This window comes from Streptomyces sp. Edi4 (assembly GCF_040253615.1).
Taxonomy (GTDB): domain Bacteria; phylum Actinomycetota; class Actinomycetes; order Streptomycetales; family Streptomycetaceae; genus Streptomyces.
On the sequence record NZ_JBEJGY010000004.1, the window covers coordinates 1,950,256 to 1,969,590 of the forward strand.

At 71.7% G+C, this 19,335-nt stretch carries 16 protein-coding genes; 3 read left to right on the plus strand and 13 right to left on the minus strand.

Annotation, left to right across the window (positions count from 1 at the left end):
• Positions 1-30 precede the first annotated feature (30 nt).
• The 4 genes from ABR738_RS10865 to ABR738_RS10880 all read right to left on the minus strand — a co-directional run bounded on the left by ABR738_RS10865 (position 31) and on the right by ABR738_RS10880 (position 3,115).
• Positions 31-234, minus strand: a complete 204-nt coding sequence (locus ABR738_RS10865) for a cold-shock protein (protein ID WP_030794464.1) — start codon at positions 232-234, stop codon at positions 31-33.
• Positions 235-459: 225 nt separating this feature from the next.
• Positions 460-1,617 (minus strand): acetyl-CoA C-acetyltransferase, encoded by a 1,158-nt coding sequence (locus ABR738_RS10870; protein WP_350229756.1) that lies wholly within the window; start codon positions 1,615-1,617, stop codon positions 460-462.
• Between the two features lie 48 nt (positions 1,618-1,665).
• A complete protein-coding gene (locus ABR738_RS10875; protein WP_350229757.1) occupies positions 1,666-2,280 on the minus strand; it encodes a TetR/AcrR family transcriptional regulator in 615 nt (204 codons plus the stop codon).
• Positions 2,281-2,302: 22 nt separating this feature from the next.
• Entirely contained in the window at positions 2,303-3,115 is an 813-nt protein-coding gene (locus tag ABR738_RS10880) for an SDR family oxidoreductase (RefSeq protein WP_350229758.1), read from the minus strand.
• A gap of 51 nt (positions 3,116-3,166) precedes the next feature.
• Between ABR738_RS10880 and ABR738_RS10885 the strand changes: the two genes are divergently transcribed.
• Together ABR738_RS10885 and ABR738_RS10890 are read left to right on the plus strand one after the other, a co-directional pair.
• The gene (locus ABR738_RS10885) at positions 3,167-4,336 is read left to right on the plus strand and encodes an acyl-CoA dehydrogenase family protein (RefSeq protein ID WP_350229759.1); all 1,170 of its coding nucleotides are present in this window, start codon (positions 3,167-3,169) and stop codon (positions 4,334-4,336) included.
• Positions 4,333-5,349 carry an acyl-CoA dehydrogenase family protein gene (locus ABR738_RS10890; RefSeq protein ID WP_350229760.1) on the plus strand — a complete coding sequence of 339 codons (1,017 nt, stop codon included), beginning with the start codon at positions 4,333-4,335 and terminating at the stop codon, positions 5,347-5,349. The genes ABR738_RS10885 and ABR738_RS10890 overlap by 4 nt, the downstream gene beginning before the upstream one ends.
• Before the next feature lie 3 nt (positions 5,350-5,352).
• Here ABR738_RS10890 and ABR738_RS10895 read toward each other — a convergent pair whose 3' ends face one another.
• From ABR738_RS10895 to ABR738_RS10925, 7 genes are all read right to left on the minus strand, one after another.
• Complete coding sequence (locus tag ABR738_RS10895; protein WP_350229761.1) at positions 5,353-6,072, minus strand: SDR family oxidoreductase; 720 nt, start codon at positions 6,070-6,072, stop codon at positions 5,353-5,355.
• 586 nt (positions 6,073-6,658) lie between these two features.
• Positions 6,659-7,192 carry a HutD/Ves family protein gene (locus ABR738_RS10900; protein ID WP_350229762.1) on the minus strand — a complete coding sequence of 178 codons (534 nt, stop codon included), beginning with the start codon at positions 7,190-7,192 and terminating at the stop codon, positions 6,659-6,661.
• On the minus strand, positions 7,189-7,908 hold the full coding sequence (locus ABR738_RS10905; RefSeq protein ID WP_350229763.1) for a vWA domain-containing protein: 720 nt from the start codon (positions 7,906-7,908) through the stop codon (positions 7,189-7,191). The genes ABR738_RS10900 and ABR738_RS10905 overlap by 4 nt, the downstream gene beginning before the upstream one ends.
• A 91-nt stretch (positions 7,909-7,999) precedes the next feature.
• Positions 8,000-8,623, minus strand: a complete 624-nt coding sequence (locus ABR738_RS10910) for a LysE family translocator (protein ID WP_350229764.1) — start codon at positions 8,621-8,623, stop codon at positions 8,000-8,002.
• A 206-nt stretch (positions 8,624-8,829) separates the two neighbouring features.
• Positions 8,830-10,290 carry a glutamate synthase subunit beta gene (locus ABR738_RS10915; RefSeq protein WP_350229765.1) on the minus strand — a complete coding sequence of 487 codons (1,461 nt, stop codon included), beginning with the start codon at positions 10,288-10,290 and terminating at the stop codon, positions 8,830-8,832.
• Positions 10,283-14,875: a glutamate synthase large subunit gene (gltB, locus tag ABR738_RS10920; protein WP_350229766.1), complete on the minus strand. Its 4,593-nt coding sequence runs from the start codon at positions 14,873-14,875 to the stop codon at positions 10,283-10,285. Before gltB ends, ABR738_RS10915 begins: the two co-directional genes overlap by 8 nt.
• A gap of 365 nt (positions 14,876-15,240) precedes the next feature.
• Complete coding sequence (locus ABR738_RS10925; protein ID WP_350229767.1) at positions 15,241-15,972, minus strand: VIT1/CCC1 transporter family protein; 732 nt, start codon at positions 15,970-15,972, stop codon at positions 15,241-15,243.
• 235 nt (positions 15,973-16,207) lie between these two features.
• On the opposite strand from ABR738_RS10925, the gene rbsK reads away from it, so the two are divergent.
• Positions 16,208-17,095: a ribokinase gene (gene rbsK, locus ABR738_RS10930; protein WP_350229768.1), complete on the plus strand. Its 888-nt coding sequence runs from the start codon at positions 16,208-16,210 to the stop codon at positions 17,093-17,095.
• Between the two features lie 227 nt (positions 17,096-17,322).
• On the opposite strand, the gene lgt is transcribed toward rbsK, so the two are convergent.
• Positions 17,323-18,366, minus strand: a complete 1,044-nt coding sequence (lgt, locus tag ABR738_RS10935) for a prolipoprotein diacylglyceryl transferase (RefSeq protein WP_350229769.1) — start codon at positions 18,364-18,366, stop codon at positions 17,323-17,325.
• An 80-nt stretch (positions 18,367-18,446) separates the two neighbouring features.
• Positions 18,447-19,286, minus strand: coding sequence for a DsbA family protein (locus tag ABR738_RS10940; protein WP_350229770.1), 840 nt, complete (start codon positions 19,284-19,286; stop codon positions 18,447-18,449).
• Between the last annotated feature and the right edge of the window lie 49 nt (positions 19,287-19,335).

Here is a 19,335-nt window from a genome sequence, read left to right on the forward strand (position 1 = left end):
CGTGGCTGCAAAATACGCCCTCGTCGGCGATCAGGCGGGGATGATGTTCTCCGCCTGGAGGCCCTTCTGGCCCTGGGTGACCTCGAAGGAGACCTTCTGGCCCTCGAGGAGCTCACGGAAGCCGGAGGAGGCGATGTTGGAGTAGTGGGCGAAGACGTCGGGGCCGCCGCCGTCCTGCTCGATGAAGCCGAAGCCCTTTTCCGAGTTGAACCACTTCACGGTGCCAGTAGCCATGTCATTTCTCCTAAGACAGGGGCAGTTCCGGAAATCCGCGGAATTACGGATTCCTCGTCGCCGCATTGAGCCCATCCGGAGAAACCCGGAAAACAAATATGCGCCTGAGGAGCATTCCCGTCAGGCGCACATAAAGTATATGGGTACCAAAACTGCAACAGCCACCACGATAGCACGGTCGCCCCGGGGCCGTCCGTGGGGTAGGTCACGCGGGCGGGCGGTGCCTCACAGCCGCTCGATGATGGTCACGTTGGCCTGGCCGCCGCCCTCGCACATGGTTTGCAGACCGTAGCGGCCGCCGGTGCGTTCCAGTTCGTGCAGCAGGGTCGTCATCAGCTTCGCGCCGGTCGCGCCGAGCGGGTGGCCGAGCGCGATCGCGCCGCCGTTGACGTTGACCCGGGCCGGGTCGGCGCCGGTCTCCTTGAGCCAGGCGAGCACCACCGGCGCGAAGGCCTCGTTGATCTCGACGAGGTCGATGTCGTCGATCCTCAGGCCGGCCTTGCGCAGGGCGTGCGCGGTGGCGGGGATGGGCGCGGAGAGCATGCGGATCGGGTCCTCGCCGCGTACCGAGAGGTGGTGGACGCGGGCGCGGGGGGTGAGGCCGTGCTCGGCGACGGCGCGCTCGGAGGCGATGAGGAGGGCGGCCGCGCCGTCGGAGATCTGGGAGGAGCAGGCCGCGGTGATCGTGCCGCCCTCCACGACGGGTTTGAGGGCGGCCATCTTGGCCGAGGTGGTGTCCCTGCGCGGGCCCTCGTCGGTGGTGAGGGAGCCGTGGGCCACCGTCTCGCGCGTGAAGCGGCCCTCGTCGATGGCGGTGATCGCGCGCCGGTGCGAGCGCAGGGCGAACTCCTCCATGTCCTCGCGCGTGATGTGCCACCGCTCGGCGATGAGCTGGGCTCCGTGGAACTGGTCGACGGGCGCGTCACCGTAGCGGGCGCGCCAGCCGAGGCTGCCGGCGAAGGGGCCCCGGGTCAGGCCCAGTGGTTCGGCGGCCCGGCGGGAGGCGAAGGCGATCGGGACCATCGACATGTTCTGGGTGCCGCCGGCCACCACCAGGTCCTGGGTGCCCGAGAGCACTCCTTGGGCCGCGAAGTGCAGGGCCTGCTGGGAGGAGCCGCACTGGCGGTCGATGGTGACACCGGGGACCTCTTCGGGCAGCCCGGCCGCGAGCCAGGAGGTGCGGGCGATGTCGCCGGCCTGGGGGCCGACGGTGTCGAGGCAGCCGAACACGACGTCCTCGACGGCGGCCGGGTCGACGCCCGCGCGTTCGATGAGCGCCTTCAGTACGTGGGCGCCGAGGTCGGCGGGGTGGACGGCCGAGAGCGCTCCCCCGCGCCGGCCCACCGGGGTGCGTACCGCTTCGACGATGTAGGCCTCGGCCATGGCAACTCCCTTGATGCAGAGGTCAGTTGTGTGCGTACGGCGATCCCGTCATGTGCGTACGGCGATTCCGTCGAGGACCATCGCGAGGTACTGGCGGGCGATCTCCTGCGGGCTGTGCAGGCCGCCGGGCCGGTACCAGGACGCGGCCACCCACACCGTGTCGCGCACGAAGCGGTAGGTGAGGCGGACGTCCAGGTCGGCGCGGAAGACCCGGGCCTTGACGCCGCGCTCCAGCGTCCCGAGCCAGGCCTTCTCGAACTTCTGCCGCGAGTCGGCCAGGTAGTGGAAGCGGGGCAGCGCGGCCAGGTGCTTGGACTCCTTCTGGTAGATCGCGACGGCCGGGCGGTGCCGGTCGATCTCCCGGAAGGACTCGGTGACCAGGGCCTCGATGGTCTCGCGCGGCCCGAGGCCGGAGGCGAGCACGGCGTCGTACCCCTCCCAGAGCTCGTTCAGGAAGGTCGCGAGGATTTCGTCGAGCATCGACTCCTTGGAGTCGAAGTGGTAGTAGAGGCTGCCCGCGAGCAGCCCCGCCTCGTCGGCGATGCGGCGCACGGTGGTGGCGTTGTAGCCGTGGGCGGCGAACACCTCGGCCGCCGTGGCCAGGAGTTCGCGCCTGCGCTCGGGCGAGGCGGTCACCTGCGTCTTCTTCTTGTTCGTCGGCACAGGATCCATTGTGCTGCCGCCGCTAGGGGTGCTGGCTGCTGACGGAGACGACCTCGCCGGTCAGATACGAGGAGTAGCCGCTGGCGAGGAAGACGATGACGTTGGCGACCTCCCAGGGTTCGGCGTGGCGGCCGAACGCCTCGCGGGCGGTGAGCTCTTCGAGGAGTTCGGCGGAGGTCACCTTCACCAGGTGGGGGTGGAGGGCGAGGCTGGGCGCGACCGCGTTGACGCGTACGCCGTAGTCGGCGGCCTCGACGGCCGCGCAGCGGGTCAGGGCCATGACGCCGGCCTTGGCGGCGGCGTAGTGGGCCTGCCCGGCCTGGGCGCGCCAGCCGAGGACGGAGGCGTTGTTGACGATGACGCCGCCGCGACCGGTCTCCTGGAAGGCCCGCAGGGCGGCCCGGGTGCAGCGGAAGGTGCCGTTCAGGGTGACGTCGAGGACCTTGGCCCATTCCTGGTCGCTCATGTCGACGAGGGCGCGGGTGCCGCCGAGGCCCGCGTTGTTGACGACGATGTCGAGGCCGCCGTGTTCGCGGGCGGCGAGCGCGAAGAGGGCTCCGACCTGGTCCTCCTCGGTCACGTCGCAGGGCAGGGAGGCGACGCGGTGGGCGCCGAACGTCTCGGCGAGCGTCCGTTCGGTCTCCTTCAGGCGGCGGGCGTGGGCGTCGCCGATGACGACGCGGGCGCCCTCTTCGAGGAGCCTGCGGGCGGTGGCCCCGCCGATTCCGGCGCCGGCGGCGGCGGTGACGACGGCGGTGCGGCCGTCGAGGAGGCCGTGGCCCGGCACGTACTGGGCCTTGTGCGGAGCCTTGTGCTGAGCCTTGTTGTCCGTCACGGCGTCACGTTAACCTACCAAACACTTGTTAGGGAAGGATGTGCCGCGCCCATGGACCTGGATCCCACGCCGGAACAGGAGGCCTTCCGGGCCGAGGCGCGCGCCTGGCTCGCCGCGCACGTCCCCCGCGCTCCGCTGCCCTCGCTTGAGACCGAGGCGGGTTTCGCCGCGCACCGCGCCTGGGAGGCCGAACTCGCCGGTGACCGCTGGTCGGTGGTGTCCTGGCCCGAGGAGTACGGCGGGCGGGGCGCGACCATCTTCGAGTGGCTGGCCTTCGAGGAGGAGTACTACGCGGCCGGCGCGCCCGGCCGGGTCTCGCAGAACGGCATCCATCTGCTCGCGCCCACCCTCTTCGACCACGCGAGTGCCGAGCAGCGGGCACGGATCCTGCCCTCGATGGCGAGCGGCGCCACGGTCTGGGCGCAGGCCTGGTCGGAGCCGGAGGCCGGGTCCGACCTCGCATCGCTGCGCTCCAAGGCGGTTCGCACGCACGGGGGTTGGCTGCTCTCGGGGCACAAGACGTGGTCGTCGCGCGCCGCGTTCGCCGACCGCGCCTTCGGGATCTTCCGTACGGATCCGGGGGCCGCCGAGCCCCACCGGGGCCTCACGTATCTGATGTTCGACCTGCGGGCGCCCGGCGTGAGCGTGCGCCCCATCGGCCGCCTCGACGGCAAGCCCGCCTTCGCCGAGCTCTTCCTCGACGACGTCTTCGTGCCGGATGAGGACGTCATCGGCGAGCCCGGCGCGGGCTGGCGGATCGCCATGTCGGCCACCGGCAACGAGCGCGGCCTCATGCTGCGCTCCCCCGGCCGCTTCCTCGCCGCGGCGGCGCGCCTGGTGGACCTGTGGCGCGCGGCGGGCGACCCGGCGGACACCGCGCTGCGCGACCGGGTCGCGGACGCGGTGATCGGGGCGCGCGCCTACCAGCTCTTCACCTGCGCCCACGCCTGCCGGGTGGCGCGGGGCGAGTCCATCGGCGCGGAGTCCAGTCTGAACAAGGTGTTCTGGTCGGAGTACGACATCGCCCTGCACGAGTGCGCGCTCGACCTGCTCGGGCCGCTGGGCGAGCTGTCCGACGAGGCCGACGAGGCCCCCGCGCACGGGAGTTGGGCCGAGGGGCATCTGTTCTCGCTGGCCGGGCCGATCTACGCCGGGACCAATGAGATACAGCGCGACATCATCGCCGAGCGGCTGCTCGGCCTTCCGAAGGGCCGCCGATGAGGTTCACGCCCACCGCGCAGCAGCGCGACTTCACGCGCTCCCTCGACGCGATGCTGAGCGCCGCCGGGGCGCCGGCCGCGGCGCGGGCCTGGGGCGCGGGGGACGCGGGCCCCGGCCGCGCGCTGTGGTCGCGGGTCGCCGACGCCGGGGTGTTCGCGCTCGCGGCGCCCGAGGCGTACGAGGGGGCCGGGCCGTTGCCCGTCGAACTCGCCCTGGCCTTCGTCGAGTTGGGGCGGCACGCGGCGCCGGGGCCGTATGTGGAGACGGTGGCGGCGGCCGCCCTGCTGACGCGGCTCGCGCAGCTCGGCGACGAGGGTCTTGCCAAGCGGCTGCTGCCCTCGCTCGTGTCGGGCGCGTGCGTGGCGAGCGTGCGGTTTCCCGGCGCGGGCCCCTATGCGCTCGACGCGGACGCGGCGGACCTCGTCCTGAACGCCGCCCAGGACGCCACGCTGGACACCGCCCCGGCCCCGGACGGCCCGCAGCTGTGGCTCGCGCCGGGCCACGGCGCCCCGCAGCCCTCGGCCGACCCGGCGCGACGGCTGTCACGTCCGCTGCCCGGGGGCGAACTCCTGTCATCCGGGCCGCTGTTGGCGGCGGCCCTTGAGTACGCCGCCGTCTGGGCGCGGCTCGCGGCGGCCGGGCAGTGCCTCGGGGTCGCCGAAGCGCTGCTCGGCCGGACCGTGGCGTACGTCAAGCAGCGCACCCAGTTCGGGGTCCCGGTCGGGTCCTTCCAGGCGGTCAAGCACCGGCTCGCGGACACGCTGGTCGCGGTGGAGTTCGCCCGGCCCCTGTTGTACGGGGCCGCGCTGCGTCTCGCGCCCGCCGACGTGGCCGCGGCGAAGGTGAGCGCGGGGGAGGCCGCGTACGCCGCCGCTCGCACGGCGCTGCACCTGCACGGCGCGGTGGGCTACACCCAGGAGCTCGACCTGTCGCTCTGGCTGCGCAAGGCGCGTCCGCTCAGGAATGCGTGGGGTACGCCCGGGGAGTGCAGGGCGCTGGTCCTGGCGGGCTGAGCGTCAGTGGATCTGGCCGGTGGGGCGGATCACGACCTGGTTCACCTCGACCCCGGCCGGCTGCGCAAGGGCCCATACGATCGCCTCGGCCACCTGGTCGGGGGTCATCGCGGGGCCGCCCGGGACGACGCCGGTGGGGTGGCTCGACCAGAACGGGGTGTCCACGCGGCCCGGGGCGACCAGGGTCACGCCTACGCCGGAGCCGGTGACCAGGACGCGGGTGTTCTCGGCGAGGGAGGTCAGCGCGCCCTTGGTCACGGAGTACATGTTGCCGGGGGTGTTCTTGATGCCGGCGGTGCTGCCCACCATCACGACACGGCCGCCGCTCTCGGTGAGCGCGGGCAGCGCCGCCTTCACCAGGACGGCGGGGCCGAGCACGTTGACCAGGAGCATGTCGCGCCAGTGCGCGGGGTCGCCGTCGGCGAGGTTGTCGTGGGTGGAGAAACCGGCGTTGGCGACGACGTGGTCGAGCCGGCCGAACGTCTTGACCGTCTTTTGGACGGCGGCGTCGATCGAGGCGAAGTCGGTGGTGTCGGCGGCGATCGCCAACAGCCGCTCCCCCGCGCCTTGTTCGGCCGCGAAGGCGTCGAGCTTGGCCTGGTCGCGGCCGGTGACGGCGAGCCGGTGTCCGGCGTCCAGGAGGCGTTTGGCGGTTGCGGCGCCGATGCCGGTGGCTCCGCCGGTGATGAGGGTGACGGCGGTGCGGTCGTGGTCGGTGTTCATGAACTCCCCTGGTTCGCGCGGGCGTTACGTACCCGGCGACTCTAGCCCGGGCCGCCGCGCACGCCGGCTCGCGCGGTTCCCCGCGCCCCTGGGGGCCCTCACGTGCGGGCCGTGCGCGGCTCGTCGCGCGGTTCCCCGCGCCCCTGGCTGGCTTCACGTGCGGCCCGTACGTGGCTGGTCGCGCAGTTCCCCGCGCCCCTGGCGGGGTCGGTGCCGGCCAGCATGCGCATGGTCAGCCTGTCCGGCGTTTGAGGACGAGGCCGTTCAGGCCGAACGGGGTCTGGGGCGGAGCCCCAGGGACGTCGGCTGCGGACCGTGGTCGCTCCTCGCGCAGTTCCCCGCGCCCCTGGCAGGGCTGGTGCGGGCCCACCTGGACATACCCAGCATGTCATGGGGGTCCCCCCTGGCCCTCAAGGCCTTGGGGGAGCTTGAGGACGAGCGCCTTCAGCGCGAACGGGGTCCGGGGCGGAGCCCCAGGGGCCTCGGCTGCCGACCGTGCGCGGCTGGGCGCGCAGGTCCCCGCGCCCCTGACGGGGCTGGTGCCGGCCCACGTGCACATACCGGGGGAGCCCCAGAGGCGGGGGCGTCAGGCGGGGAGGGTGACCACGGCGGCGTGGCCTGCGGCACGTAGCGGCGTCGCGCAACCGCCCGTATACACCGCGTCGTAGCGGGCGAGGCGTACGCCGGCGACGTCGGCGGGGGCGTCCAGCGCGACGATCAGCGCGGGGCCCACGACGCTCAGCTCGCCCCGTACGACGGCGACCGACGGCTCGGGGCACCCCCGGCGGAACATGACATTGAAGTTGACGACGGGGCCGCCCAGGAGGCGGCAGCTGGTGGGGTCGTCACCGGGAAAGCGCTGGGGCACGAACGGCTCGTCCACCAGGCGGCGCCGGCCGCCCACCGTGAGGTCCATGCCGGCCCCCTCGACGACGGTGAGGATCCGGTCCACGCCCGGAAAGCCGGAGAAGGGGCCGCCCTCGCCGACGTCGGCGAGGGAGACCCGCCACTGGAAGTCCCCGGTCCCCGCGCCGTCGGGATGCGCGGCGATGCTCCGCGTCACCCCGCCCCCGTTCTTCCACGGCACCCTCACCCGCGCCGCGTCCCGCAACACCCTCACCGCACGATCCCTTCGGCCCGGGCCGAGCGCAGCCAGCGCGGGAACTCACCCAGCAGCCGGTCGTACAACTGGGCGTCCGTCATCCGGCGCGGATCGCGTCCGGCGGCGAAGAACCCCGCGTTGTCCACGCGCCGTCGCGTGGGGACTGCCAGCTCGTCCAGGCGGCGCAGGAAGTCGAAGTGGTGGCCGCGCGGATCGCCGAACCCGATGAACTGCCAGAACATCGGGAGCGCGGCCGCCTTGCAGACGTAGGCCTCGGCCGCGAGACGGCTGCTGGGCCCCCCGTCCGTCTGGAAGACGACCAGCGCGGGGGCGCTCGCGCCGCTGTCCAGGTAGTGGTCGATCACCGCGTCCATCGCCACGTGGTAGTTGGTCCGCCCCATGTGGCCGAGGTTGGCCACGATCCGTTCGATGCGCCCCTGGTGGTTGTCCAGGGAGATCTCCGTCTCGGCGTCGAGGTCCGTGGAGAAGAACACCACCGGGACGCGGCCGTCGTCGTCGAGGTGGGCGGAGAGGCCCAGCACCCGGTCGGCGAGCTCTTGCACGCTGCCGTCCCTGAAGTAGGGCCGCATGGAGCCGGAGTGGTCGACGACCAGATAGACGGCCGCCCTCTCGTCGTCCAGGCCGTGCCGTTCCAGGGACGCGGCGGCGCTCTTGTAGAGGGAGACGAGCGCGGGCGCGGACCGCTCCACTTGCTCCAGGGGCACGGTGGCCATGCGGCTTGTCTCCGTTCGCTCGCCGAGGGACGGGGCCGGTGTGCCGAGGTTACGCCACCTGGCGAGGGGCCAGGTGGCGCCCGCACCCCGGTCAGCGGGTGGCGGTGGCCAGTTTCAGGCCGAGGCCCACGAAAGCGACGGCGAAGGTTCGCCGCATCCAGGCCAGCACCTTGGGCCGGGAGATGATGTGGTCCCGCACCCCGGCGGCGAACGCACCGTAGATGACGAAGACGACGAACGTCATGATCATGAACACGGCCGACAGCTCCAGCATCGGCGCCAGCGACCCCGCGCTGTCCGCCGGGACGAACTGCGGCAGGAACGCCAGGAAGAACATGGACAGCTTCGGGTTGAGGAAGTTGATCAGAATGGCGGTCCCGGTGATCTGCGCGGAGGACCGCTCCCGCTGCCCGCCGTCGCCTTCCGTGTCTATTCTCATCGCCCCCTTCTCCCGCACGGTCTGCCAGGCGAGGAAGAGCAGGTAGCCGACGCCGGCCCATTTGAAGCTCGCGAACGCCACGGCGCTGGTGTGCAGGATCGCGGCCAGGCCCGCGATCGCGGCGGCCAGGTGCGGCACGATCCCTAGCGTGCAGCCGAAGGCCGCGACGACCGACTTGCGAAAGCCCTGGGTCAGGCCGGTACCGACGGTGTACACCGCGCCCGTTCCCGGCGAGACCACGATGATGAACGCGGTGATCAAGAACTCAACACTCATGAAGTGACGCTCCCTTGATGGGCAGTCAGTTCTGCCTGGTCATGTTCTGCCTGGTCATGTGTCGGCGTCACTCTGCCATCGCCACGGACCGAGCGCCTTCACAGAACGCATCGTGGACACGCCGCGACGCCCGCCCAGTCGTCCGGTCGGGGACAGTGGGGCGGGCGCCGGTCAGTTCCGTACCTCGTTGTACGGGACGATGGGGGTCAGACCGTCAGGGCGCGGTCGGTTGGGCGGATCGGCGCGGGCAGGTCGCTCGCGCCGGTCAGATAGCGGTCCACGCCCCGGGCGGCGGAGCGGCCCTCGGCGATCGCCCAGACGATCAGGGACTGGCCGCGCCCCGCGTCACCGGCGACGAACACGCCGTCGACGTTGGTGGCGAAGTCGGCGTCGCGCGCCACGTTGCCCCGCGCGTCCAGTTCGAGGCCGAGCTGCTGGACGAGGCCGTTGGCCTGGTCGGTGCCGGTGAAGCCCATGGCGAGGGTGACCAGCTGCGCGGGGATGGAACGCTCGGTGCCGGGCTTCGGCGTCAGCTTGCCGTCGATGAACTCGACCTCGGTGAGGTGCAGCGACTGCACGTTGCCGTCCTCGTCGCCCTCGAAGTGGGTGGTGGAGACGGAGTAGACCCGCTCGCCGCCCTCCTCGTGCGCGGAGGTCACCTTGTAGAGCATGGGGAAGGTGGGCCAGGGCTGGTTCGGGTTCCGCTCGTCGCCCGGCCTCGGCATGATCTCCAGCTGGGTGACGGAGGCCGCGCCCTGGCGGTGGGCGGTGCCCACGCAGTCCGCGCCGGTGTCGCCGCCGCCGATGACCACGACGTGCTTGCCCTCGGCGGTGATCGGCGGGGTGACGAAGTCGCCCTCCCGCACCTTGTTCGAGAGCGGCAGGTACTCCATCGCGAAGTGGATGCCCTTCAGCTCGCGGCCGGGGACGGGCAGGTCGCGCGAGACGGTGGCGCCGGCCGCGATGACGACCGCGTCGTAGCGCCCCCGCAGCTTGGCGGCGTCGATGTCGCGGCCGATCTCGACCTCGGTACGGAACTTGGTGCCCTCCGCGCGCATCTGCTCGATGCGGCGGTTGATGTGCACCTTCTCCATCTTGAACTCGGGGATGCCGTAGCGCAGCAGGCCGCCGATGCGGTCGGCGCGCTCGTACACGGCGACGGTGTGGCCGGCCCGGGTCAGCTGCTGGGCGGCGGCGAGACCCGCCGGGCCCGAGCCGATGACCGCGACCGTCTTGCCGGACAGGCGCTCGGGCGCCTGCGGCCGGACGTCACCCGTGTCCCACGCCTTGTCGATGATGGAGACTTCGACGTTCTTGATGGTGACGGCGGGCTGGTTGATGCCGAGCACGCACGCCGACTCGCAGGGCGCCGGGCACAGCCGCCCGGTGAACTCGGGGAAGTTGTTGGTGGCGTGCAGCCGCTCGGCGGCGGTGTGCCAGTCCTCGCGGTAGGCGTAGTCGTTCCACTCGGGGATGAGGTTTCCGAGCGGACAGCCGTTGTGGCAGAAGGGGATGCCGCAGTCCATGCAGCGCCCGGCCTGCTTGCTGATGATCGGCAGCAGGGAGCCGGGAACGTAGACCTCGTTCCAGTCCTTGACCCGCTCGCCCACCGGGCGGGTCCTGGCGACCTCGCGCCCGGTGGTCAAAAAGCCCTTGGGATCAGCCATGGGTCGCCGCCTCCATCATCTTCTCGGTGGTCTCCTGCTCGGAGAGACCGGCGAGCTCAGCGGCGTCCTTGGCGGCGAGCACTGCCTTGTACGTGGTGGGGATGATCTTGCTGAAGCGGTCCACGTGCGCGGACCAGTCGGCGAGCAGCTTCTCGGCGACCGTGGAGGCGGTCTCCTCGAAGTGGCGGCGCACGACGTCGTGCAGCCACTGCTTGTCGGTGTCGCTCAGGGCCTCGATGGCGCCCAGGTTCCCGGAGTTGACGTTGTCGCGGTCCAGGTCGATGACGTAGGCAATGCCGCCGGACATGCCGGCCGCGAAGTTGCGCCCGGTCTCGCCGAGGACGACGGCGTGGCCGCCGGTCATGTACTCGCAGCCGTGGTCGCCCACGCCCTCCGAGACGACCGTGGCGCCCGAGTTGCGCACGCAGAAGCGCTCGCCGGTGCGGCCGCGCAGGAACAGCTCGCCGCCGGTCGCGCCGTAGGCGATGGTGTTGCCCGCGATCGTGGAGTACTCCGCGAGGTGGTCGGCGCCCCGGTCGGGCCGGACGACGACGCGGCCGCCGGACAGGCCCTTGCCGACGTAGTCGTTGGCGTCGCCCTCCAGGCGCAGCGTCACGCCGCGCGGCAGGAAGGCGCCGAAGGACTGGCCCGCCGAGCCGGTGAAGGTGATGTCGATGGTGTCGTCGGGCAGTCCCGCGCCGCCGAACCTCTTCGTCACCTCGTGGCCGAGCATGGTGCCGACCGTCCGGTTGATGTTGCGGATCGCGATCTGCGCGCGGACCGGCTGGGCGGCCTCGGGGGTCTCGGCTTCGAGGGCGTCGGCGGCGAGCTTGATGAGCTCGTTGTCGAGCGCCTTCGCCAGGCCGTGGTCCTGCTGGGTCACCGCGTGGCGCACGGCGCCCTCGGGCAGCTCGGGCACGTGGAACAGCGGCGCGAGGTCGAGACCCTGGGCCTTCCAGTGCGTCACGGCCCGGTCGGTGTCCAGGAGTTCGGCGTGGCCGACGGCCTCCTCGATGCTGCGGAAGCCGAGTTCGGCCAGGATCTCGCGGACCTCTTCGGCGATGAACTCGAAGAAGTTCACGACGAATTCGGGCTTGCCGGAGAAGCGGTCGCGCAGGACCGGGTTCTGGGTGGCGATGCCGACCGGGCAGGTGTCCAGGTGGCAGACGCGCATCATGACGCAGCCGGAGACGACGAGCGGCGCGGTCGCGAAACCGAACTCCTCGGCGCCGAGCAGCGCGGCGATGACGACGTCGCGACCGGTCTTGAGCTGACCGTCGGTCTGCACCACGATGCGGTCGCGCAGGCCGTTGAGCAGCAGCGTCTGCTGGGTCTCGGCGAGGCCGAGCTCCCAGGGGCCGCCCGCGTGCTTGAGGCTGGTCAGCGGGGAGGCGCCGGTGCCGCCGTCGTGGCCGGAGATGAGGACGACGTCCGCGTGCGCCTTGGAGACACCCGCGGCGACCGTGCCCACGCCGACCTCGGAGACCAGCTTCACGTGGATGCGGGCGGCCGGGTTGGCGTTCTTGAGGTCGTGGATCAGCTGGGCCAGGTCTTCGATGGAGTAGATGTCGTGGTGCGGCGGCGGCGAGATGAGGCCGACGCCCGGGGTGGAGTGCCGGGTCTTGGCGACCCACGGGTACACCTTGTGACCGGGCAGCTGCCCGCCCTCGCCGGGCTTGGCGCCCTGGGCCATCTTGATCTGGATGTCGTCGGCGTTGACCAGGTACTCGCTGGTGACACCGAAGCGGCCGGAGGCGACCTGCTTGATGGCGGAGCGGCGCGCCGGGTCGTACAGGCGGTCCGCGTCCTCGCCGCCCTCACCGGTGTTGGACTTGCCGCCCAGCTGGTTCATGGCGACGGCGAGGGTTTCGTGGGCCTCGCGCGAGATGGATCCGTACGACATGGCGCCGGTGGAGAAGCGCTTGACGATCTCCGAGACCGGCTCGACCTCGTCGATGGGGATCGACGGGCGCTCACCGCTGAAGCCGAACAGACCGCGCAGCGTCATCAGGCGCTCGGACTGCTCGTTCACGCGGTCCGTGTACTGCTTGAAGATGTCGTAGCGCTTGGTGCGCGTGGCGTGCTGGAGGCGGAAGACCGTCTCCGGGTCGAACAGGTGCGGCTCGCCCTCGCGGCGCCACTGGTACTCGCCGCCGATCTCCAGGGCGCGGTGGGCGGAGGGGGTGCCGGAGGCGGGGTAGGCCTTGGCGTGCCGGGCGGCGACCTCCTTGGCGACGACGTCGAGGCCCGCGCCGCCGATCTTGGTGGCGGTGCCGATGAAGTACTTCGCCACGAAGGCCTCGTCGAGGCCGACCGCCTCGAAGACCTGGGCGCCCCGGTAGGAGGCGACCGTGGAGATGCCCATCTTGGACATGACCTTCAGGACGCCCTTGCCGAGCGCGTAAATCAGATTGCGGATGGCCTGCTCGGGCTCAAGGCCCTCGATGAACGTGCCGGCCCGCACCAGGTCCTCGACGGACTCCATGGCGAGGTAGGGGTTGACCGCGGCGGCTCCGTATCCGATGAGCAGCGCGACGTGGTGCACCTCACGCACGTCACCGGCCTCCACCAGCAGACCCACCTGGGTGCGCTGCTTGGTGCGGATGAGGTGGTGGTGGACGGCGGCGGTGAGCAGCAGTGAGGGGATCGGCGCGTGCTCGGCGTCGGAGTGCCGGTCGGACAGGACGATCAGGCGGGCGCCGCCCTCTATCGCCGCGTCGGTCTCCTGGCAGATGGCGTCGATGCGGGCGGCGAGCGCGTCACCACCGCCGGAGACCCGGTACAGACCCGAGAGCGTGGCGGCCTTCATGCCCGGCATGTCGCCGTCGGCGTTGATGTGGATCAGCTTGGCCAGCTCATCGTTGTCGATGACCGGGAAGGGCAGGGTGACGTTGCGGCACGAGGCGGCCGAGGGCTCGAGCAGATTGCCCTGGGGGCCGAGCGTGGAGCGCAGGCTCGTGACGAGCTCTTCGCGGATCGCGTCCAGCGGCGGGTTGGTGACCTGCGCGAACAACTGCGTGAAGTAGTCGAACAGCAGCCGGGGGCGGGCGGAGAGCGCGGCGATCGGCGAGTCCGTGCCCATGGAGCCGAGCGGTTCGCCGGCGGTGCGGGCCATCGGCGCGATAATGACGCGGAGCTCTTCCTCGGTGTAGCCGAAGGTCTGCTGGCGGCGGGTGACCGAGGCGTGGGTGTGCACGATGTGCTCGCGCTCGGGCAGGTCCTCCAGCTCGATCTCGCCGGCTTCCAGCCACTCCTGGTACGGGTTCTCGGCGGCCAGGGACGCCTTGATCTCGTCGTCCTCGATGATGCGGTGCTCGGCGGTGTCGACCAGGAACATCCGGCCGGGCTGGAGGCGGCCCTTGCGGACGACCTTGGCCGGGTCGATGTCGAGGACGCCGACCTCGGAGGAGAGGACCACGAGGCCGTCGTCGGTCACCCAGTACCGGCCCGGGCGCAGGCCGTTGCGGTCGAGGACCGCGCCGACCTGGGTGCCGTCGGTGAAGGTGACGCAGGCCGGGCCGTCCCAGGGCTCCATCATCGTGGCGTGGAACTGGTAGAAGGCGCGCCGGGCCGGGTCCATCGACTCGTGGTTCTCCCACGCCTCGGGGACCATCATCAGGACCGAGTGGGGCAGCGAGCGTCCGCCGAGGTGGAGGAGTTCCAGCACCTCGTCGAAGGACGCCGAGTCGGAGGCGTCCGGCGTGCAGACGGGGAAGATGCGGTCGATCTTGCCGGCGCCGGAGTTGAAGAGGTTGGAGGCGAGCTGGGACTCGCGGGCCACCATCCAGTTGCGGTTGCCCTTGACCGTGTTGATCTCGCCGTTGTGCGCGACGAAACGGTAGGGGTGGGCCAGCGGCCAGGAGGGGAAGGTGTTGGTGGAGAACCGCGAGTGCACGAGGGCGACGGCGGTGGCGAAGCGCTGGTCGGAGAGGTCCGGGAAGAACGGCTCCAGCTGGCCGGTGGTCAGCATGCCCTTGTAGACGAGGGTCCGGGCGGAGAGCGAGGGGAAGTAGACACCGGCCTCCCGCTCGGCGCGCTTGCGCAGCACGAAGGCCTTGCGGTCGAGTGCGATGCCGCTCAGGGCGCCCTGAGCGGACTCCGTCGGGGAGGTGTCCCCGGCCACGAAGAGCTGGCGGAAGGCGGGCATGGTGGCGCGGGCGCCGTTGCCGAGCAGGGCGGGGGTGACGGGCACCTCGCGCCAGCCGAGGACGGTGAGGCCTTCCTCGGCCGCGATCGTCTCGATCGCCGAGACGGCCTCGTCGGTCTCCTGGAGCGGCAGGAAGGCGATGCCCACGGCGTACGCGCCGGCCTCGGGCAGCTCGAAGTCCGTGACCTCGCGCAGGAACGCGTCGGGGACCTGGAGCAGGATGCCCGCGCCGTCTCCCGAGTCGGGCTCGGAGCCGGTGGCACCGCGGTGTTCCAGATTGCGCAGTACGGTCAGCGCCTGCTCGACCAGCTCATGGCTGGCAACACCGGTGAGGGTGGCCACGAACCCGACGCCACAGGCGTCGTGCTCGTTACGGGGGTCGTACATCCCCTGCTGGGCGGGGCGACCGTCCATGGGCGACCAGGCGTCGGAACGCATCGGCACTCCCGTCGTCGTCGTGGCATGTGAACAGCCGAGGGACGACGTTGGCCCTCTGCGAAATTTGGTGCAGGTTACATGATGGAACGTATCTCGGGAACCGGATAGTTCATTCCAGCATGCGGACACCCGGGTGCGAGCTTCCTTGCTCACGGGGGCGCACAGGAGTGCGGGAGCTGGGTGTGTACGGCCTATGCCCGGGGCCACGAGATTCGAAACCGCCGAGTAACGATTAGTTATGTGGCCGCCTGCATACTCCGCCATTCTACGGCCCGAGGCCCGCTCACGGGCAGGACGAATGTCACACGGGGGCGGAGCCAGGTCGGCTCCGCCCCCGTGAGGTGGTCCTTCTCGCTTGGCGTCCGTCAGCCGATGGCGGTGTCGAAGAGGTGGCCGAGTCCGAAGGTCAGGGCGGCCGCCGCGCCGCCGAGAGCCAGCTGGCGCACGCCGCTGAACCACCACGAGCGGGCCGTCACCTTGGCGACCACCGCGCCGCATCCGAACAGGCCCACCAGGGCGAGCAGCACCGCGGGCCACAGCGCCCTCGCGCCCAGCAGATAGGGCAGCAGTGGCAGCAGCGCGCCGAGCGCGAAGGAGGCGAAGGAGGACACCGCCGCGACCAGGGGCGAGGGCAGGTCGGTGGGGTCGATGCCCAGTTCCTCGCGGGCGTGGATCTCCAGCGCCTGCTCGGGGTCGCGCGAGAGCTGGCGGGCGACCTCGCGGGCCAGGCCCGGCTCGACGCCGCGCGACATGTACAGCTCGGCGAGCTCGCGCTCCTCGTCGGCCGGGTGCTTGCGCAACTCCCGCCGCTCGATGTCGAGTTCGGCCTCCACGAGCTCGCGCTGCGAGGCGACCGAGGTGTACTCGCCGGCCGCCATCGAGAAGGCGCCGGCCGCGAGACCGGCGAGCCCGGTGATGACGATGGTCTGGTGCGAGACGGCGCCGCCGGCGACACCCGTCATCAGGGCGAGGTTGGAGACCAGGCCGTCCATCGCGCCGAACACGGCCGGGCGCAGCCAGCCACCGTTGACGTCACGGTGGGTGTGGTTGTCGCGGTGCGCCTCGTGCAGCGTCGCTTCGGTATCAATGATGGACACAGCTATCCCCTTGCGTCTCGCAGCGGGCACATCCACGTCCCGCGCCCCCTCAACAGCGTCGAAACTACGCTCGATGTAAGGGCCGCGCCAGCAAGCAAGGCCTTACTTAGTGAGGGTGGGCTCACTAAGGGTGACCTCCGTGGAGCCGGTGGGCCGCCCCGGCGGACCGCCCCGCCGAACGCGCCGCGTCCGCGCGCGGGCACATATCCGGGCGCCCTCGGGAGACAATCCCGGCATGACCCGGATCACCGTGCTCGGCAGCACCAACATGGACCTCGTCGCCTACGTCACGACCGCGCCCCGCAGCGGCGAGACCGTCACCGGCCACGAGTTCCGCACCGTTCCCGGCGGCAAGGGCGCCAACCAGGCGGTCGCCGCGGCCCGGGCCGGGGCGGAGGTCGCGATGATCGGCGCGGTCGGCACCGACGAGTTCGGCGACCGGCTGCGCGCCACCCTCGAACACGCGGGCGTCGACATCGACCTGCTGCGCACCACCGAGGGCCCCTCCGGCACCGCGCACATCGTGGTGGACGGCGACGGCGGCAACGCGATCGTCGTCATCCCCGGCGCCAACGCGTCGGTCACCTCGCTCAGCCACGCCGACCGGGCCTCGATCGCCGGGGCGCAGTCGCTGCTGCTCCAACTGGAGCTGCCGATGAGCGCGGTCATCGAAGGCGCCGAAGCGGCCCGCCGCAACGGGGTCCCCACGATCCTCACGCCCGCCCCCGCGCAGCCCCTGCCGCCCGAACTCCTCGCCCACACCGACCTGTTGGTGCCCAACGAGCACGAGGCGGCGACGCTGACCGGCATCTCGGGCGACCCCGAGCGGGCGGCGGCGGCGCTCCTCGCGCAGGTGCCCCAGGTCGTGATCACCCTGGGCGCGCGGGGCTGTCTGTACGCGTCGCGCTCCCAGCCCGAGCCGGTGGCGGTGCTGGCCCCGCCCGTCACCGCCGTGGACACGACCGGCGCGGGCGACACCTTCGTGGGCGCCCTCGCGGTGGCGCTGGCCGAGGGCCGCCCGATGACGGACGCGCTGACGTGGGCCTCCAGCGCGGCCGCGCTGTCGGTCCAGCGCCCGGGGGCGGCGACGTCGATGCCGTACCGCTCCGAGATCAACGGATAACGCCTCGGAGGGGAGCGGGTGGCAGGCCGGCCCGGGCGCTTGCTGCCCGGGCTTCCTGCTGTACGGACTTTCGCGCCGCCCGGGCCCTCGTGCCGCCCGGACCTTCGCGCCGCCCGGGCTTCCTGCTGTACGGACCTTCGTGCGGCCCGGGGCTTCGTGCCGCCCGAGCTTCCTGCTGCCCAGGGATTCGCGCCGCCCGGGCCTTCGCGCTGCCCGGGCCGGCTCGGTCAGGCCTTCTTCGGCTCCGGTCGCGCCGCCGACGACTCCGCCTTCGGCTCGTCCCTCGGTTCGGAGATCGTCCCGGAGACCGGCTCGTCCCTGGGCTCGGTCGCGGCCCCGGTCGCGGTCCCGGCCCCGGTCGCGGTCGCGGCACCGGCCGCGGCCTTCGGCTCTGCCGGGCTGTCCGCGTCCCCCGCGCCGCGGGGCTTGTCCAGGGACACCGGCGCCCCGTCGTCCTGGGCGCCCGGCTCGACGATCTCCTCGCGGCCCGGGCGCAGCTTCGCCGAGATCACGATGTAGGCGACCGCGAGCAGGAAGACACCGCCGGCCGTCCAGTCGTTCAGGCGCAGGCCCAGGATGTGATGGGCCTCGTCGACCCGCATGTACTCGATCCAGAACCGGCCTACGCAGTACGTGGCGACGTACAGCGCGAACGCCCGGCCGTGGCCCAGCTTGAAGCGGCGGTCGGCCCAGATGATCAGGAAACCGGCGCCCAGGCACCACAGCGACTCGTACAGGAACGTCGGGTGGTAGGTGCCCGCGATCCGGTTCGGGCCCTCGCTGATCTTCAGGGCCCAGGGCACGTCGGTGGGGCGGCCGTACAGCTCCTGGTTGAACCAGTTGCCCCAGCGGCCGATCGCCTGGGCGAAGGCGAGACCGGGGGCCAGCGCGTCGGCCCAGGCCGGCAGCGGGATGCCCCGGCGGCGGCAGCCGATCCAGGCGCCGACCGCGCCGAGCGCGACCGCGCCCCAGATGCCGAGGCCGCCCTCCCAGATCTTGAAGGCGCCGACCCAGTCCTCGCCCTCGCTGAAGTAGAGCTGGTAGTCGGTGATGACGTGGTAGAGCCGGCCGCCCACCAGGCCGAAGGGCACCGCCCAGACGGCGATGTCGGCGACGGTGCCGGTGCGGCCGCCGCGGGCGATCCACCGCTTGTTGCCGTACCAGACGGCGACGAAGACACCGATGATGATGCAGAAGGCATAGCCGCGCAGCGGGATCGGCCCGAGGTGGAGCACCCCGGTCGACGGGCTGGGGATGAAGGCAAGTTCCATGGCAGGGTCGACGCTACCGTGCCGGGCGGGCGCGGCGGCAACCCGCCCGGCAACTTATGAGTAACGAGAGCCCCCCGAGGTCAGGACGCGGGCGCCGTGGCCTTGGCTGTGGTCTTGCCCGGCGCCTTGCCCTTGTTGGCCTGGGCGACCCACTTCTTCAGGTTGGCCGGGCTGATCTGCTCGTTGCCCTTCATCGGGAAGATGGACACCCCGTTGAGCTGCACGGTGGGCGTGCCGTTGAACTTGCCCGCCTGGAAGGCCTCGTTGGACTTCACCACCCAGCTGTTGTGCGTGCCGTTCTGGACGCAGGAGCGGAAGGCGGGGGTGTCCAGGCCCGGGACCTTCTTGGCCAGGTCGAGCAGCTTGTTGTTGTCGGCGTAGGCGTCGTCCGTCTCGTCGGGCTGGTTGGTGTAGAGGACGTCGTGGTACGCGGTGAACTTGCCCGCGTCCTGCGCGCAGGCCGCCGCGTTGGCCGCGTGCAGCGAACCGCCGCCCCGGGTCTTGTCGTCGATCAGGGTGGCCAGGTGGTACTGGACGCGGATCTGGCCGTTCTTCTCCAACTCGTGAATGGTCGAGCGGAAGCCGTTCTCGAAGGCGGCGCAGGCCGGGCAGCGGAAGTCCTCCCACACCGTGAGCGTGGAGGGTGCGTCGGCGGCGCCTGCCGGGATGGCCGGCTGGTCCTTCTCATCGGCTCCGCTGGGGGCGACCATCGGGCCGGCGGTGCTCGCGCTCTTGGCGCTGTCGCCGCCGCCCGCGTTGGCGGCGATCACGCCGATCACCGCGGCCAGGGCCAGCACGCCGACCACGGCGCCCGCCACGATCAGCTGCCGGCGGCGCCGCTCGCCCGCCTTGCGCTGCTCGCGTTCCTTGATGAGCCGGTCACGCGCGGCCCTTTTCGCATCGGGGTTCTTGTCACTCACACCCGCAGCAACGAACCGGGGAGGCACGCCCGTGCCTCCCCGGTCCCAC

What these genes read in the sequence shown, in the direction of transcription:
- ABR738_RS10865 (WP_030794464.1), bottom strand. Translation starts at nt 234, where the DNA reads ATGGCTACTGGCACCGTGAAGTGGTTCAACTCGGAAAAGGGCTTCGGC.
- ABR738_RS10870 (WP_350229756.1), bottom strand. Translation starts at nt 1,617, where the DNA reads ATGGCCGAGGCCTACATCGTCGAAGCGGTACGCACCCCGGTGGGCCGG.
- ABR738_RS10885 (WP_350229759.1), top strand. Translation starts at nt 3,167, where the DNA reads ATGGACCTGGATCCCACGCCGGAACAGGAGGCCTTCCGGGCCGAGGCG.
- ABR738_RS10890 (WP_350229760.1), top strand. Translation starts at nt 4,333, where the DNA reads ATGAGGTTCACGCCCACCGCGCAGCAGCGCGACTTCACGCGCTCCCTC.
- ABR738_RS10895 (WP_350229761.1), bottom strand. Translation starts at nt 6,072, where the DNA reads ATGAACACCGACCACGACCGCACCGCCGTCACCCTCATCACCGGCGGA.
- ABR738_RS10905 (WP_350229763.1), bottom strand. Translation starts at nt 7,908, where the DNA reads ATGGCCACCGTGCCCCTGGAGCAAGTGGAGCGGTCCGCGCCCGCGCTC.
- ABR738_RS10910 (WP_350229764.1), bottom strand. Translation starts at nt 8,623, where the DNA reads ATGAGTGTTGAGTTCTTGATCACCGCGTTCATCATCGTGGTCTCGCCG.
- ABR738_RS10915 (WP_350229765.1), bottom strand. Translation starts at nt 10,290, where the DNA reads ATGGCTGATCCCAAGGGCTTTTTGACCACCGGGCGCGAGGTCGCCAGG.
- gltB (WP_350229766.1), bottom strand. Translation starts at nt 14,875, where the DNA reads ATGCGTTCCGACGCCTGGTCGCCCATGGACGGTCGCCCCGCCCAGCAG.
- rbsK (WP_350229768.1), top strand. Translation starts at nt 16,208, where the DNA reads ATGACCCGGATCACCGTGCTCGGCAGCACCAACATGGACCTCGTCGCC.
- lgt (WP_350229769.1), bottom strand. Translation starts at nt 18,366, where the DNA reads ATGGAACTTGCCTTCATCCCCAGCCCGTCGACCGGGGTGCTCCACCTC.